Annotated in this window: 13 protein-coding genes; 2 read left to right on the top strand and 11 right to left on the bottom strand. The window is 60.9% G+C overall.

Features of this window, described 5'->3' with window-relative positions; translation table 11 throughout:
• The 8 genes from pabC to PspCFBP13509_RS28015 all read right to left on the bottom strand — a co-directional run bounded on the left by pabC (nucleotide 1) and on the right by PspCFBP13509_RS28015 (nucleotide 6,189).
• On the bottom strand, nucleotides 1-816 hold the full coding sequence (gene pabC / locus PspCFBP13509_RS28050) for an aminodeoxychorismate lyase (RefSeq protein ID WP_137212982.1): 816 nt from the start codon (nucleotides 814-816) through the stop codon (nucleotides 1-3).
• Nucleotides 816-2,060 (bottom strand): beta-ketoacyl-ACP synthase II, encoded by a 1,245-nt coding sequence (fabF, locus tag PspCFBP13509_RS28045; RefSeq protein WP_065926163.1) that lies wholly within the window; start codon nucleotides 2,058-2,060, stop codon nucleotides 816-818. The genes pabC and fabF overlap by 1 nt, the downstream gene beginning before the upstream one ends.
• Before the next feature lie 127 nt (nucleotides 2,061-2,187).
• Entirely contained in the window at nucleotides 2,188-2,424 is a 237-nt protein-coding gene (gene acpP / locus PspCFBP13509_RS28040; RefSeq protein ID WP_003442511.1) for an acyl carrier protein, read from the bottom strand.
• A 191-nt stretch (nucleotides 2,425-2,615) separates the two neighbouring features.
• Nucleotides 2,616-3,359 carry a 3-oxoacyl-ACP reductase FabG gene (gene fabG, locus PspCFBP13509_RS28035; RefSeq protein ID WP_065926164.1) on the bottom strand — a complete coding sequence of 248 codons (744 nt, stop codon included), beginning with the start codon at nucleotides 3,357-3,359 and terminating at the stop codon, nucleotides 2,616-2,618.
• 24 nt (nucleotides 3,360-3,383) lie between these two features.
• A complete protein-coding gene (gene fabD, locus PspCFBP13509_RS28030) occupies nucleotides 3,384-4,322 on the bottom strand; it encodes an ACP S-malonyltransferase (protein WP_065926165.1) in 939 nt (312 codons plus the stop codon).
• A 125-nt stretch (nucleotides 4,323-4,447) separates the two neighbouring features.
• Nucleotides 4,448-5,458 (bottom strand): phosphate acyltransferase PlsX, encoded by a 1,011-nt coding sequence (gene plsX, locus PspCFBP13509_RS28025; protein ID WP_137212981.1) that lies wholly within the window; start codon nucleotides 5,456-5,458, stop codon nucleotides 4,448-4,450.
• Between the two features lie 4 nt (nucleotides 5,459-5,462).
• Entirely contained in the window at nucleotides 5,463-5,645 is a 183-nt protein-coding gene (rpmF, locus tag PspCFBP13509_RS28020; RefSeq protein WP_008152339.1) for a 50S ribosomal protein L32, read from the bottom strand.
• A gap of 13 nt (nucleotides 5,646-5,658) precedes the next feature.
• Nucleotides 5,659-6,189: a YceD family protein gene (locus tag PspCFBP13509_RS28015; RefSeq protein ID WP_027607804.1), complete on the bottom strand. Its 531-nt coding sequence runs from the start codon at nucleotides 6,187-6,189 to the stop codon at nucleotides 5,659-5,661.
• A 105-nt stretch (nucleotides 6,190-6,294) separates the two neighbouring features.
• Here PspCFBP13509_RS28015 and PspCFBP13509_RS28010 point away from each other — a divergent pair, with 105 nt between their 5' ends.
• Complete coding sequence (locus tag PspCFBP13509_RS28010; protein WP_065926167.1) at nucleotides 6,295-6,873, top strand: Maf family protein; 579 nt, start codon at nucleotides 6,295-6,297, stop codon at nucleotides 6,871-6,873.
• Nucleotides 6,874-6,936: 63 nt separating this feature from the next.
• On the opposite strand, the gene PspCFBP13509_RS28005 is transcribed toward PspCFBP13509_RS28010, so the two are convergent.
• Genes PspCFBP13509_RS28005 through rluC form a run of 3 tightly spaced genes read right to left on the bottom strand, consistent with a single transcriptional unit; the run spans nucleotide 6,937 to nucleotide 9,550 of the window.
• Nucleotides 6,937-7,920: a S49 family peptidase gene (locus PspCFBP13509_RS28005; RefSeq protein WP_065926168.1), complete on the bottom strand. Its 984-nt coding sequence runs from the start codon at nucleotides 7,918-7,920 to the stop codon at nucleotides 6,937-6,939.
• Between the two features lie 21 nt (nucleotides 7,921-7,941).
• Nucleotides 7,942-8,604 (bottom strand): HAD-IA family hydrolase, encoded by a 663-nt coding sequence (locus PspCFBP13509_RS28000; RefSeq protein ID WP_065926169.1) that lies wholly within the window; start codon nucleotides 8,602-8,604, stop codon nucleotides 7,942-7,944.
• Nucleotides 8,591-9,550, bottom strand: a complete 960-nt coding sequence (rluC, locus tag PspCFBP13509_RS27995) for a 23S rRNA pseudouridine(955/2504/2580) synthase RluC (RefSeq protein ID WP_053140114.1) — start codon at nucleotides 9,548-9,550, stop codon at nucleotides 8,591-8,593. Before rluC ends, PspCFBP13509_RS28000 begins: the two co-directional genes overlap by 14 nt.
• Before the next feature lie 767 nt (nucleotides 9,551-10,317).
• Between rluC and rne the strand changes: the two genes are divergently transcribed.
• On the top strand, nucleotides 10,318-13,515 hold the full coding sequence (gene rne / locus PspCFBP13509_RS27990; protein ID WP_137212980.1) for a ribonuclease E: 3,198 nt from the start codon (nucleotides 10,318-10,320) through the stop codon (nucleotides 13,513-13,515).
• Nucleotides 13,516-13,580: the final 65 nt, after the last annotated feature.

Raw genomic sequence — 13,580 nt, 5'->3', positions numbered from 1 at the left:
TCAAATATCCAATAGCGCGCGAACAATGCCCTGCAGTTTACGGGTGAGCGGCCCAACCGACCAGCTCATCGCAGCGCACCCACGCACCGGCCAAATGCCATATACGCTGTTGCACATAAAGACTTCGTCAGCCTCCCGCAATTGCTCAAGGCTGATGTCAGCCACGGCTACCGGGATGCCCAGGGCGCTCGCCTGAGCCAGAATCTCGGCGCGCATGACGCCTGCAACGCCGCAACGATTCAGATCGGCGGTTAGTAACAAGCCATTACTTACCAGGAACAGGTTGCTGAATACGCCTTCGATGACACGCCCGGACACATCCAGCATCAACCCTTCGGCATATTCGGCATCCTGCCATTCCGCACGGGCGATCACCTGCTCGAGGCGATTGAGGTGCTTGAGACCGGCCAGCAGCGGCTGCTCGGCCAGGCGGGTGGCGCACGCAAACAGACGAACACCGTCGGCTCCATGGGCCTGGGGATAGGTAGCAGGCGGATTGCCCTGCAAGATACGACGCACTGGCGCCTCGGGGTTGATGCCATAACCGCGCAGGCTGTCGCCGCGGGTGAGGATCAGCTTGAGGACACCGTCGCCGAGAGCGGCGGCATAGGCCTGCACTTCGCTGCGGACCAGCACCTGATCCACAACGAGAGCGAGGCGCCTGCAGCCCTCATCCAGGCGTTGCAGGTGACGATCAAGCAGCACGGGCTGCCCGGCCTTGACGGCGATGGTCTCGAACAGGCCATCACCGTACGCCAGGCCGCGATCTTTCAGGGGCACGCTGTCCGCTGGCTGACCGTCGACCCAGCTGTGCATCACTCGGCGAACCGGCGGAACACCAGGGAACCGTTGGTGCCACCGAAGCCGAACGAGTTGGAAATCGCAACGTCGATCGGCATCTGTTGCGGCTCATGCGGCACGAAGTTCAGGTCGCAGCCTTCGTCCGGCTCATCGAGGTTGATGGTCGGCGGAGCGACCTGGTCCTTGATGGCCATCACGCTGAAGATCGCTTCTACCGCGCCCGCCGCACCCAAGAGGTGGCCGGTCATGGACTTGGTAGAACTGACCGCCAGCTTGTAGGCGTGCGCGCCGAACACCGACTTGATGGCTTCGGCTTCCGCCAGGTCGCCCGTCGGGGTCGAGGTGCCATGGGCATTGATGTACTGCACCTGGTCCGGGTTGACCTTGGCATCGCGCAAGGCGTTGGTGATGCAACGCGCAGCGCCGGCACCGTCGGACGGTGGCGAGGTCATGTGATAGGCGTCGCCACTCATGCCAAACCCGATCAACTCGGCATAGATGGTGGCACCACGCGCCTTGGCGTGTTCCAACTCTTCGAGCACCAGGGCACCGGCGCCGTCGGCCAGTACAAAGCCGTCACGGCCCTTGTCCCACGGACGGCTGGCACGGGTCGGCTCGTCATTGCGGGTCGACAGTGCACGGGAGGCGCCAAAGCCGCCCATTCCCAGGCCACAGGCGGCCATTTCAGCACCACCGGCGATCATCACGTCGGCTTCGTCATAGGCGATGTTACGCGCCGCCATGCCGATGCAGTGGGTACCCGTGGTGCACGCGGTAGCAATCGCGTAGTTAGGCCCCTGCGCACCCAAGTGGATGGACAGGAAACCGGAAATCATATTGATGATCGAGCCAGGCACGAAGAACGGTGAAATTCGACGAGGGCCGGAATCATGCAGCGTGCGGCTGGTTTCTTCGATATTGGTCAAACCGCCAATACCCGAACCCATGGCCACGCCGATGCGCTCACGGTTGGCGTCGGTCACTTCCAGGCCAGCGTTACGCACTGCCTGGAAACCGGCTGCCAGGCCGTATTGAATGAACAGGTCGAGCTTGCGGGACTCTTTGATCGAGAGATATTCCTCGACATTGAACCCCTTTACCGAGCCGCCAAAACGGGTGGAATAGGCAGAAAGGTCCGTGTGTTCGATCAGACCAATACCACTGCGGCCAGCCAGAATGCCCTGCCAACTGCTCGGCACATCCGTACCCAGTGGCGACAACATACCCATACCGGTGACTACGACGCGTCTACGCGACACAGCACTCTCCTTTTTCTAATGACGACACTTTGCTTCAGAGCTTACTTTTCATCAGCGCTAAAGAAAAAACCGCACGCCGTTACAGCAGTGCGGTTTTTCCCTAACAGCAGGCGACGACTACAAACTATTACGCCTGGTGGTTCGTAACGTAGTCGATAGCAGCTTGAACAGTAGTGATTTTTTCAGCTTCTTCGTCCGGGATTTCGGTCTCGAATTCCTCTTCCAGAGCCATCACCAGCTCAACGGTGTCAAGGGAATCGGCACCCAGGTCTTCTACGAAGGAAGCAGTGTTGACCACTTCTTCTTCTTTGACGCCCAGTTGCTCGGCAACGATTTTCTTGACGCGCTCTTCGATGGTGCTCATACCTTGTTTAACTCCTAATGGACAAATTCAGGCAGCTGGCCAGTGGGTAAGTGTATAGAAAGCCTTTTCAGCTTTTCAACTGAAAGCTTCACCCTGTACCCGGTTTGCCACCTGCCTATAAATTAAGTTGCAGCTTTATAACGGATTTTAGACAGCTCGTATGACATTTTTTTGAAGCGATCCGTCACAATTTAGCTCATGTACATCCCGCCGTTCACCGGGATTGTAGCCCCAGTCACGTATGCCGCACCGTCGGATGCCAGGAAAGCGACCACATTCGCGATCTCTTGAGCCTGGCCCAGACGGCCCAGCGGAATCTGCGTCAGCAAGCCTTCACGCTGTGCTTCCGGCAGTTCGCGGGTCATATCGGTGTCGATGAACCCTGGGGCCACCGAGTTGACCGTAATCGACCGCGAACCGACTTCACGCGCCAATGCACGGCTGAAACCTTCCAGGCCGGCCTTGGCGGCTGCATAGTTTACTTGGCCTGCGTTGCCCATGGCACCCACTACGGAGCCAATATTGATAATTCGACCCCAACGGGCCTTGGTCATGCCGCGCAAAACCCCCTTGGACAGGCGAAACAGACTGTTCAGGTTGGTATCGACCACGTCGTACCATTCGTCGTCTTTCATGCGCATCATCAGGTTATCGCGGGTGATACCGGCGTTGTTCACCAGAATTGCCGGCGCACCGAACTGTGCGGTGATCTCGGCCAGTACGGCAGCCACGGACTCATCGCTGGTCACGTTCAGCTCAAGGCCGGTGCCTTGAACGCCGTTTTCCTTCAGGGTCGCGGCGATACGCTCGGCGCCCGAAGCAGAAGTGGCGGTGCCGATCACGACGGCGCCCTGACGGCCCAGTTCCAGGGCGATGGCCTGGCCAATGCCACGGCTCGCGCCGGTAACCAGTGCAACTTTACCTTGCAGACTCATGCAGGCTTCTCCTAAGTTCGGGGGTCAGGCCAGCGCCGCACGAGCGGCAGCGAAGGCATCCGGGGTATTGAGGTTGGCAGTCGACACGCCGTCGGCGCAGCGTTTGTTCAGGCCAGCCAGGACTTTGCCCGGGCCGCACTCGACCAGCTCGGTGGCGCCATTGGCGGCCAGGGTCTGGACCGACTCGACCCAGCGCACAGGCTTGTAGAGTTGCTCCAGCAGGTCGCGCTTGAGGGTGTCGAGGTCGGCGGCCACGGCTGCGCTGACGTTCTGCACCAGCGGGATCTGTGGCGCCTGCCAGTTGATGGCAGCGATGGACTCGGCAAAACGCTCGGCAGCCGGGCGCATCAGCTCGCAGTGTGACGGCACGCTCACCGGCAACGGCAATGCACGCTTGGCACCCCGCGCCTTGCAGCCTTCGATGGCACGCTCGACGGCCGCCCTGGCACCGGCGATCACCACCTGGCCTGGGGAGTTGAAGTTTACCGCGCTGACCACTTCGCCCTGGGCCGCTTCGGCGCAGGCTTCGATCACGACGGCATCGTCCAGCCCCAGGATAGCGGCCATGCCGCCCTGCCCGGCCGGAACGGCTTCCTGCATCAGCTGTCCACGACGCTCGACCAGCTTGACCGCTTCAGCAAGGGTCAGGCTGCCCGCCGCCACCAGGGCGCTGTATTCGCCCAGGCTATGACCGGCCACGAAAGCCGGACGCGCACCGCCTTCGGCCAACCACAAGCGCCACAGGGCTATCGAAGCGGTCAGGATGGCTGGCTGGGTTTTATCGGTTTGATTGAGCTGCTCTTCCGGCCCCTGTTGGGTCAGCGCCCACAGGTCGTAACCCAGGGCCTCGGAAGCTTCCTTGAACGTGTCCAGGATCAGCGGGTATTGCGCGCCCAGCTCGGCCAACATGCCGAGGGACTGCGAACCCTGCCCTGGAAAGACGAATGCGAGGGATGTAGACATGTAACAAGCCCCTAATGATCTGGTCGTCGGAAATGGTCGCTCCTCGGTGGGAGCGCACGAAACTGACAGATTGGATGGTCAATTGAACTGGCCGGTCACATTTAAGCATTCCCCGGCCGATTCGCCTAAGGCAACAGGTCCTCGAGACGGCCGTGCAAGCGTTGCGGCAGGTTTTCCTGGATCTCGATCACCGCCCGCGCAATCGCACTCTGGAAGCCTTCGACCCCGGCCGAACCGTGGCTTTTCACCACGATGCCCTGCAACCCCAGGAAGCTCGCACCATTATGCCGCGCCGGGGCCAGATCGGCCTGCAGGCGACGCATCAACGGCAGCGCCAGGGCGCCCACCAGGCGCGATACCAGGTTACGCCTGAACAAGGCCTCGATACGCGAGGCGATCATGGTCGCCAGGCCTTCACTGGACTTGAGCAGGATATTGCCGACAAACCCGTCGCACACCACCACATCCGCCTCGCCTCGGTACAACCCATCACCCTCGACAAATCCGATGTAGTTCAGGCCTCGCGCACCTTGCAGCAAGGTGGCGGCAAGCTTGACCTGCTGGTTGCCCTTGATGTCTTCGGTGCCGATATTCAGCAAGGCCACCCGCGGCCGGGCCACGCCCAGCGCTTCGGCGGCCACCGAGCCCATCACGGCAAACTGGAACAGGTGCTCGGCACTGCAATCGACGTTCGCCCCCAGGTCCAGCAACTGGCAATAGCCCTTCTGCGTCGGAATCGCCGCCACCATTGCCGGCCGATCAATGCCAGGCAGCGTCTTGAGCACATGCCGCGACAACGCCATCAGGGCGCCGGTGTTGCCGGCACTGACACAGGCTTGCACCTTGCCATCACGCAGCAGCTCCAAGGCCACCCGCATCGACGAGTCAGGCTTGCCACGCAGGGCTGTCGCCGGTTTCTCATCCATGGTGATGGTTTCGCTGGCTGGCGTAATCGTCAGGCGCGTGCGATCCACCGCCGGATGGCTGGCAATCAATTCTTCAAGGAGGGAGGGTTGACCGACGAGGGTCAGATGCAGCGAGGGCGTGGCAGACAGGCTGGCAATGCAGGCCTGAACAATGCTGCGGGGACCGAAGTCCCCGCCCATTGCGTCAATCGCGATGACTTGAGCAGACAAGTGATTACTCGTCAGCGCCCTTGTCGATCACTTTACGGCCACGGTATACGCCTTCTGGCGATACGTGGTGACGCAGGTGAATTTCACCGGTGGTTTTTTCTACAGACAGAGTGCTTGCCGTCAGGGCATCGTGGGAACGACGCATGTCACGGGCAGAGCGGGATTTTTTGTTCTGCTGAACAGCCATAATTGATTAACTCCTAAACGTTTGGGTCACGCTTTAACTGCGCCAATACACTGAACGGGTTGGACCGCGTTACCTCGTCCTCGCTCGGTTCGGACTCGTCATCGAGACCCGCCGGCTGCTGGCATTCTTCCGGATGATGAGCAGGCACAATGGGCAAGGCGAGCAGAAGCTCCTCCTCGATCAGTGCATGCAGATCCAAAGGATCTTCGCCCAGTTCCAGCACGTCATAACCTTTCGGCAACGACTGGGTATTCGCACCCTCCTTTACCACAGCATAACTGCACTCGCTGTGAATCGGCAGGGTGACCAGCTCAAGACAACGCTGGCAAACCATTTTGACCTCGGTGTCGATAAAACTGTGAATTACCACAGATTTACGTTCATCTCGTTCAAAAACGAATTTGGCCTGCACCGTACCGACAGTGTCGGAAAGCGGGTCGCAGAGTCTCTCCAAATCGGCCAGCAGCAACTCACCTTGAAGGGAAGTGCCACGATCAGCCAATTTGCGCGGGTCAACGTGAGGTGGAATCGGGTCATTCAACATAGGCGCAGCATTATAGGGATGCACCCAGCCATGTCAAAGGAAATTCAGCCCTGTGCGTCGGCCGGTCGCCCCGCTAGAATCGGCGGCTGCCTTGAGGAGACGTATATGCTGCCTTTATTACTCGCTTCCAGCTCGGTTTATCGCCGGGAATTGCTCAGCCGCCTGCACCTGCCATTCATCTGCAGCTCGCCGGATATCGACGAAAGCCATGCTGCACATGAGTCCGCCATCGAACTGGTCAAGCGCCTGGCCGAAGCAAAGGCCCGCGCCCTCGCCGCCAGCCACCCGGGACACCTGATCATCGGCTCAGACCAGGTCGCCGCGCTGAAAGGCCGCATCATCGGCAAGCCTCACACCTTCGAAAATGCGCGCGAGCAGTTATTGGCCGCCAGTGGCAAGCGTGTCAGCTTCCTCACCGGCCTGGCCCTGTTGAACAGCGAGACGGGGCACTGCCAGGTCGACTGCGTGCCCTTTACCGTGCACATGCGCGAGCTGGATGCAGCGCGCATCGAGCGCTACCTGCGGATCGAGCAGCCGTATGACTGTGCGGGCAGCTTCAAGGCGGAAGGGCTGGGCGTGAGCCTGTTCCAGAGCACCGAAGGGCCGGACGCGACCAGCCTGGTCGGCTTACCACTGATTAGACTGGTGGATATGCTGCTCAGCGAAGGCGTGCAAATCCCTTAAGAACACAACCAAATGTGGGAGGCGGCTTGCCCCCTCCGACATTTATCCATACTGACTAAAATCTCAGCGCAGCGCCGGGCCCTGGAAGCCCATGTACAGCGCCAGCTTCTCAGCCACGCTGGCGCCGAGCTTCTTGGAGAAACGATCAAACGGCGACTCTTCAACGGTGAAGTCCACCAGTTCTTTCTCGCCGACCACATCCCGTGCTACCGAACTGGCACTGCCCAAACCATCGATCAGCCCCAGCGGCAACGCCTGCTCGCCCGACCACACCAACCCGGAGAACAACTCCGGATGATCTTTGTCCTTCAGGCGATCCCCACGGCCCTGCTTCACGCTGGAGATGAACTGGCGATGGGTGGTATCGAGCACTCCCTGCCAGAACTGGGTTTCATCGGCCTTTTGCGGCTGGAACGGATCAAGGAACGACTTGTGCTCGCCCGAGTTGTAGGTACGACGCTCAACCCCCAGCTTCTCCATGGCACCGACAAAGCCGTAGCCAGCCGCCGTCACACCAATGGAGCCGACAAGACTGGCCTTGTCGGCGTAGATCTGGTCGGCGGCACTGGCAATGTAATAGGCACCCGAAGCCCCCAAATCGGAAATCACCGCGTACAGCTTGATATCCGGGTGCAGGCCGCGCAGGCGGCGAATCTCGTCATACACATAACCCGATTGCACCGGGCTGCCGCCTGGGCTGTTGATGCGCAGGATCACGCCCTTGACCTTGGGGTCTTCAAACGCGGCACGCAGACTGCTGACGATATTGTCGGCGCTGGCAGGTTCCTTGTCGGCAATCACCCCCCGCACTTCGATCAACGCGGTGTAGTTGGCGCCACGGGTCGCGCTCTTTTCCATGTCCATCAGCGGGCTGAACAGCGCCAGCATGAGCAACAGGTAAGTGAAGGTCAGCAACTTGAAGAAAATCCCCCAGCGCCGCGCACGGCGTTGCTCCTGGACACTGGCCAGCAGCGTCTTCTCCAGCAGTTTCCAGCTCTTGTCGTCACCGCTTTCAGCCTTTTCAGGCGCTTTCCACTCGTCACTCATGCCATCAACCCCAGCAAAGACTTATTGGGCCCGACCGAGCCAGGCCTGCAATTCAGAAAAATGATCAATCGTGACCCTCGGCTCGTATTGCTGCAACGCCTCGGCGGACTGGGCGCCATAGCTGACTGCCACGCTGTCCATGCCGGCGTTGCGCGCCATCATCAGGTCGAAGGAAGCATCACCTACCATCAGCGCCTCACGCGGCGACACACCGCAATGGGCAAGGATCTGCTCCAGCATCAGAGGGTGAGGCTTGCTGGCGGTTTCATCTGCGGCACGGGTGATGTCGAAATAATCTTCAAAACCGTGGGCACTGAGCACCCGATCCAGGCCGCGACGGGCCTTGCCGGTGGCGACGGCCAGGTGATAGCCCTCGGCGCGAAAAGCCTCCAGCGACTGCGCCACACCCTCGAACAACGGCGAAGGTGTGGCTTCCAGCGCAATGTAGTGATCCGCGTAATGCTCGCGGAACGTCACCAGTTCAGCGTCGCTGATCTCGGGGTACAAGGTGCGGATCGCCTCAGGCAAGCCCAGGCCGATAATGCCTTTAACCGCCAGGTCAGTGCACAACTCGAAGCCCGAGCGGGTCGAAGCCCTGTGCATCGACTCGACAATCCGACCGATGGAGTTACACAGGGTGCCGTCCCAATCGAAAATCAGCAGCTTGTAGTCAAGGTGCGACACTCAAACGCTCCACGGTCTTGGCCCACATCTCATCGACCGGCGCCTGCAGCTTCAGCTCGCCGCCGTCAGGCAGCGGCACGGTGAGCATGTAGGCGTGCAGGAACAGGCGCTTGCCGCCCAGGTCGCGGATTTCCTTGGAAAAACCCTCGTCGCCGTACTTGGTATCACCGGCGATGCAGTGACCGGCGTGCAGGGTGTGCACACGAATCTGGTGGGTACGCCCCGTCACCGGCTTGGCCTCGACCATGGTGGCGAAATCACCAAAGCGACGCAGCACCTTGAACAGGGTCAGGGCTTCCTTGCCCTCCTCGTCCACTTCGACCATGCGCTCGCCGGAGCGCAGGTTGCTCTTCTGCAACGGCGCGCGGACGCTCTTGATCGAGCTGGCCCAGTTGCCGCGCACCAGCGCCATGTAGCGCTTGTCCACGCCATCGCCGCGCAGGGCGGTGTGCAGGTGGCGCAACATGCTGCGTTTCTTGGCGATCATCAACAGGCCGGAGGTGTCGCGGTCCAGGCGGTGAACCAGTTCCAGCTCCTTGCAATCCGGGCGCAGCTGACGGAAGGCTTCGATCACGCCGAAATTCAGGCCGCTGCCACCGTGAACCGCAATACCGCAGGGCTTGTTGATCACAATCAGCTTGTTATCTTCGAAGACAATCGATGCCTCAAGGCGCTGCAACAGGCCCTGGGCCAATGGCACGGGCTCATCGCGCTCAGGTACGCGCACGGGCGGCACACGGACAATATCGCCCGCCTGCAACTTGTACTCAGGCTTGATGCGGCCCTTGTTCACGCGCACTTCGCCTTTGCGCAAGATGCGGTAGATCAAGGTCTTGGGCACACCCTTGAGCCTGGCCAGGAGAAAATTATCGATGCGTTGGCCGGCATATTCCGGCGAGACCTCGAGCAGCTGGACGCTGGGGGTCTGGGGGGCGGTAGTCGTCATGGCGGCGATGATAACAATTTTTTATGGAATTGAAGCACTTAATCATTACTGCTATAGTCGCGAACGCCGCCAAAAGCGGCCTGGGCAGAGGACTAGCGGCAAACTGCCGGCCCTGACCATCGCAATTCATCAGGACGCGAGGCCGTCCTACGGGGCTTTCGCCACCCTGGAAGGCTCGAGATTGTAACAAGCGCAGGTGACATGAGGCCTGAAGCGAGTGCAGAAAGCAGAGTGAATACTCGCGTTCTGCGCCGATATTTACGGCCAGTTCACAAAGTGCAGTCAGTCTTGAGCCGGACCACGGCGAATGCTTCGGAAACAACGCCTGTTAAGAGCTGAGTGTGAGCGCAGTCGCCCACATTCAGTCTTGTTTAGCCATGAGCGTGGACTCCCCATTGGAGAACACGGTAAATGCCAACCCGCTGCGGATTCTGCGCGCGGCAGCACCCGAATTATCAGGGATACGTGTAGGGTGGAGATGCACAACCGTCGGACCGTGTAGCACTAGGCTTATATTTAGACGCTTCATCTCGTCCACAGTCGCCGGTTGATTCCTCCTCCTGACCTTAGCTTTTGTTGAAGTGGTGCCTTTGTCACCACCGCTAACAAGCAGGACGCGTCCGTCGCGATACCGGCCCAATTGGCCGATTTTGCTGGACACTGGAGTGGCCAACCACTCTTGACGCACCTGACACCGACCGTGAGAAGTCGTGTGTGCCGAACGCCGTTTCCGGCAGCCCGGAAACCGACGGTACAACATGAAAAGAATGCTGATTAACGCAACTCAACCCGAAGAGTTGCGTGTTGCACTGGTAGATGGCCAACGCCTCTACGACCTGGACATCGAATCCGGTGCACGCGAGCAAAAGAAGGCCAACATCTATAAAGGCCGTATTACTCGCATCGAACCAAGCCTTGAGGCTGCCTTTGTCGATTTCGGCTCCGAGCGCCACGGCTTCCTGCCCCTCAAAGAAATCTCCCGCGAATACTTCAAGAAATCCCCCGAAGGCCGCGTAAACATCAAGGACGTCCTGAGCGAAGGCCAGGAAGTCATCGTTCAGGTCGAAAAAGAAGAACGTGGCAACAAGGGCGCCGCCCTGACCACCTTCATCAGCCTGGCCGGCCGTTACCTCGTGCTGATGCCGAACAACCCACGTGCCGGCGGCATCTCCCGTCGCATCGAAGGCGAAGAGCGCAACGAACTGCGTGAAGCGTTGAACGGCCTGATCGCACCGGCCGATATGGGCCTGATCGTGCGCACTGCCGGCCTGGGCCGCAGCAGCGAAGAAATGCAGTGGGACCTCGACTACCTGCTGCAACTGTGGACCGCCATCAAAGAAGCCTCCCTGGATCGTTCCGCGCCGTTCCTGATCTACCAGGAAAGCAACGTGATCATCCGCGCCATCCGCGATTACCTGCGCCAGGACATCGGCGAAGTGCTGATCGACAGCGTCGAAGCCCAGGACGAAGCCCTGACCTTCATCCGCCAGGTGATGCCGCAGTACGCCAGCAAGATCAAGCTGTACGAAGACAGCGTGCCGCTGTTCAACCGTTTCCAGATCGAAAGCCAGATCGAGACCGCTTTCCAGCGTGTGGTCGAACTGCCTTCCGGCGGCTCCATCGTGATCGACCCGACCGAAGCCCTGGTGTCCATCGACATCAACTCGGCGCGCGCCACGAAGGGTAGCGACATCGAAGAAACCGCCCTGCAGACCAACCTGGAAGCGGCTGAAGAAATCGCCCGCCAGCTGCGCCTGCGTGACATCGGCGGCCTGATCGTGATCGACTTCATCGACATGACCCCCGCCAAGAACCAGCGCGCCGTGGAAGAGAAAGTCCGCGAATGCCTGGAAGCCGACCGCGCCCGCGTACAGGTCGGCCGCATCTCGCGCTTCGGCCTGCTGGAAATGTCCCGCCAGCGCCTGCGTCCATCCCTGGGCGAGAGCAGCGGCATCGTCTGCCCGCGTTGCAACGGCACCGGCATCATCCGTGACGTTGAATCGCTGTCCCTGGCGATCCTGCGCCTGATCGAAGAAGAAGCCCTGAAAGACCGCACCGCCGAAGTCCGCGCACAAGTGCCGATCCCGGTTGCCGCTTTCCTGCTCAACGAAAAACGCAACTCGATCACCAAGATCGAACTGCGCACCCGTGCTCGTATCGTGATCCTGCCGAACGATCACCTCGAGACGCCGCACTTCGAAGTACAGCGCCTGCGTGACGACAGCCCGGAAGCCCACAGCGGCCAGTCCAGCTACGAAATCGCTGCCGCCGCCGCCGAAGTGGAAGAAGTCCAGCCAGCCGCCGCGACCCGCACCCTGGTGCGCCAGGAAGCCGCCGTGAAAACCGCGCCAGCCCGTGCCAACGCACCGGTGCCGGTTGAAGCCGCTGCCCCGGTTGCCGCACCGGCCGCCCTGCCTGAGCCGAGCCTGTTCAAGGGCCTGGTGAAGTCGCTGGTCAGCCTGTTCGCCACCAAGGAAGAGCCTGCGGCACCGGTCGTGGTTGAAAAACCTGCGACCGAACGCCCAGCACGCAACGAAGAGCGTCGCAACGGTCGCCAGCAGAGCCGTAACCGCAACGGTCGCCGTGACGAAGAGCGCAAGCCGCGTGAAGAACGTGCGCCTCGCGAAGAACGCGCACCACGTGAAGAGCGTACACCTCGCGAAGCGCGTGAAGAAACCCCGGCCGTAGCCCGTGAAGAACGTGCACCGCGTGAAGAGCGCGCACCACGTACCCCACGTGCGCCGCGTGAAGATCGCAAGCCGCGTGGCGAGCGTGAAGAACGCGTGCGTGAACTGCGCGAGCCATTGGATGCCGCCCCTGCCGTTGCAGGTGTTGCAGCCACTGCCGCTGAAGAGCGCCCAGCTCGCCAGCCGCGTGAAGAGCGTGCACCGCGTGAAGAGCGCCAGCCGCGCCCACCGCGTGAAGAGCGTCAACCACGTGCCGAGCAAGCCGCTGCCGCCAGCGAAGAAGAAGTACTGGCCGGCGAAGAGCAATTGCAGGAAGACGGCCAGGACAACGCCGAAGGCGATCGTCCACGCCGCCGCTCCCGTGGCCAGCGTCGTCGCAGCAACCGCCGTGAGCGTCAGCGTGATGCCAATGGCAATGTGATCGAAGGCTCGGAAGAGGCCGGCGAGAACGCAGAAGCCGCCACCCACGAACCGACCGGTGCCGAACTGGCTGCCGGCCTGGCCGTTACCGCAGCGGTTGCCAGCTCGGTGATCAGCGCACCGGCTGAAGCCCAGGCGCATGAACAGGCTGAACGCGCGACTGCCACTGTTGAAGAAACCGCTGCTGTAGAAGCGCCAGTTACCGAGACCCCAGTGGTTGAAGCACCGGTCGTTGAAGCAACTACCCCTGTCGAAGCCCCAGTGGTTCCGGAAGTGGAAGTGGCACCGATCCGCGACGCCCAGCCAGAAACCGAAGTAGTTGCAGTTGAAGCCGCTCCGGTTGTTGAGCCTCAGCCGGTAGTTGAAGCCGCCGCTGAAGCCCCAGCTGTCGAAGAAGCTGCCCCGGCAGTGCGTGAAGTTCGCGAAGAACAGACCGCCTTCCAGTGGACTGCCGAACCTGCCGCCCCGGTTGAAGCACCAGCGCCTGCACCGGTGGTAGAAGAAGCGCCTGCGCCGGTTGCCGAAGCAGTGGTTGCCGAGCCTGCGCCAGCCGTCGAGTCTGCACCGGTGGTTGTTGAAGCACCGGTGGTAGCCGAAGTCGAAGCACCCGTGGTAGAAGCGGCACCGGCCAGCGCCCTGACCGAAAACGGCCGTGCGCCGAACGACCCACGTGAAGTGCGTCGTCGCCGCAAGGAAGCTGAGGCAGCTGCCGCCGCTGCTGCTGCCGCTCCAGCCGTAGTCGAAGCTGTCGAGGCGCCAGCCCCGGTTGCTGAAACCGTGGTTGAGCACACTGCTGCTGAAGCAGTGGTAGAGCACAAGGCCCAGGAAGAAGAACACGAGCCTAAACCCCTCGCCTGATTCCATCCGCCACTAAAAAGCCCCGCCTGAGTGATCAGGCGGGGCTTTTTTATAGATCGAAAACA

Source organism: Pseudomonas sp. CFBP13509, from assembly GCF_005233485.1.
Classification (GTDB): Bacteria; Pseudomonadota; Gammaproteobacteria; order Pseudomonadales; family Pseudomonadaceae; genus Aquipseudomonas; species Aquipseudomonas marginalis.
Note: the sequence above shows the minus strand (reverse complement) of the source record. Positions and strands in the feature narration are given on the sequence as shown.

Coding starts and splice junctions, on each gene's coding strand:
- rne (WP_137212980.1), top strand. CDS start 10,318: ATGCTGATTAACGCAACTCAACCCGAAGAGTTGCGTGTTGCACTGGTA.
- acpP (WP_003442511.1), bottom strand. CDS start 2,424: ATGAGCACCATCGAAGAGCGCGTCAAGAAAATCGTTGCCGAGCAACTG.
- PspCFBP13509_RS28005 (WP_065926168.1), bottom strand. CDS start 7,920: ATGAGTGACGAGTGGAAAGCGCCTGAAAAGGCTGAAAGCGGTGACGAC.
- rluC (WP_053140114.1), bottom strand. CDS start 9,550: ATGACGACTACCGCCCCCCAGACCCCCAGCGTCCAGCTGCTCGAGGTC.
- fabG (WP_065926164.1), bottom strand. CDS start 3,359: ATGAGTCTGCAAGGTAAAGTTGCACTGGTTACCGGCGCGAGCCGTGGC.
- fabD (WP_065926165.1), bottom strand. CDS start 4,322: ATGTCTACATCCCTCGCATTCGTCTTTCCAGGGCAGGGTTCGCAGTCC.
- PspCFBP13509_RS28010 (WP_065926167.1), top strand. CDS start 6,295: ATGCTGCCTTTATTACTCGCTTCCAGCTCGGTTTATCGCCGGGAATTG.
- PspCFBP13509_RS28015 (WP_027607804.1), bottom strand. CDS start 6,189: ATGTTGAATGACCCGATTCCACCTCACGTTGACCCGCGCAAATTGGCT.
- rpmF (WP_008152339.1), bottom strand. CDS start 5,645: ATGGCTGTTCAGCAGAACAAAAAATCCCGCTCTGCCCGTGACATGCGT.
- pabC (WP_137212982.1), bottom strand. CDS start 816: ATGCACAGCTGGGTCGACGGTCAGCCAGCGGACAGCGTGCCCCTGAAA.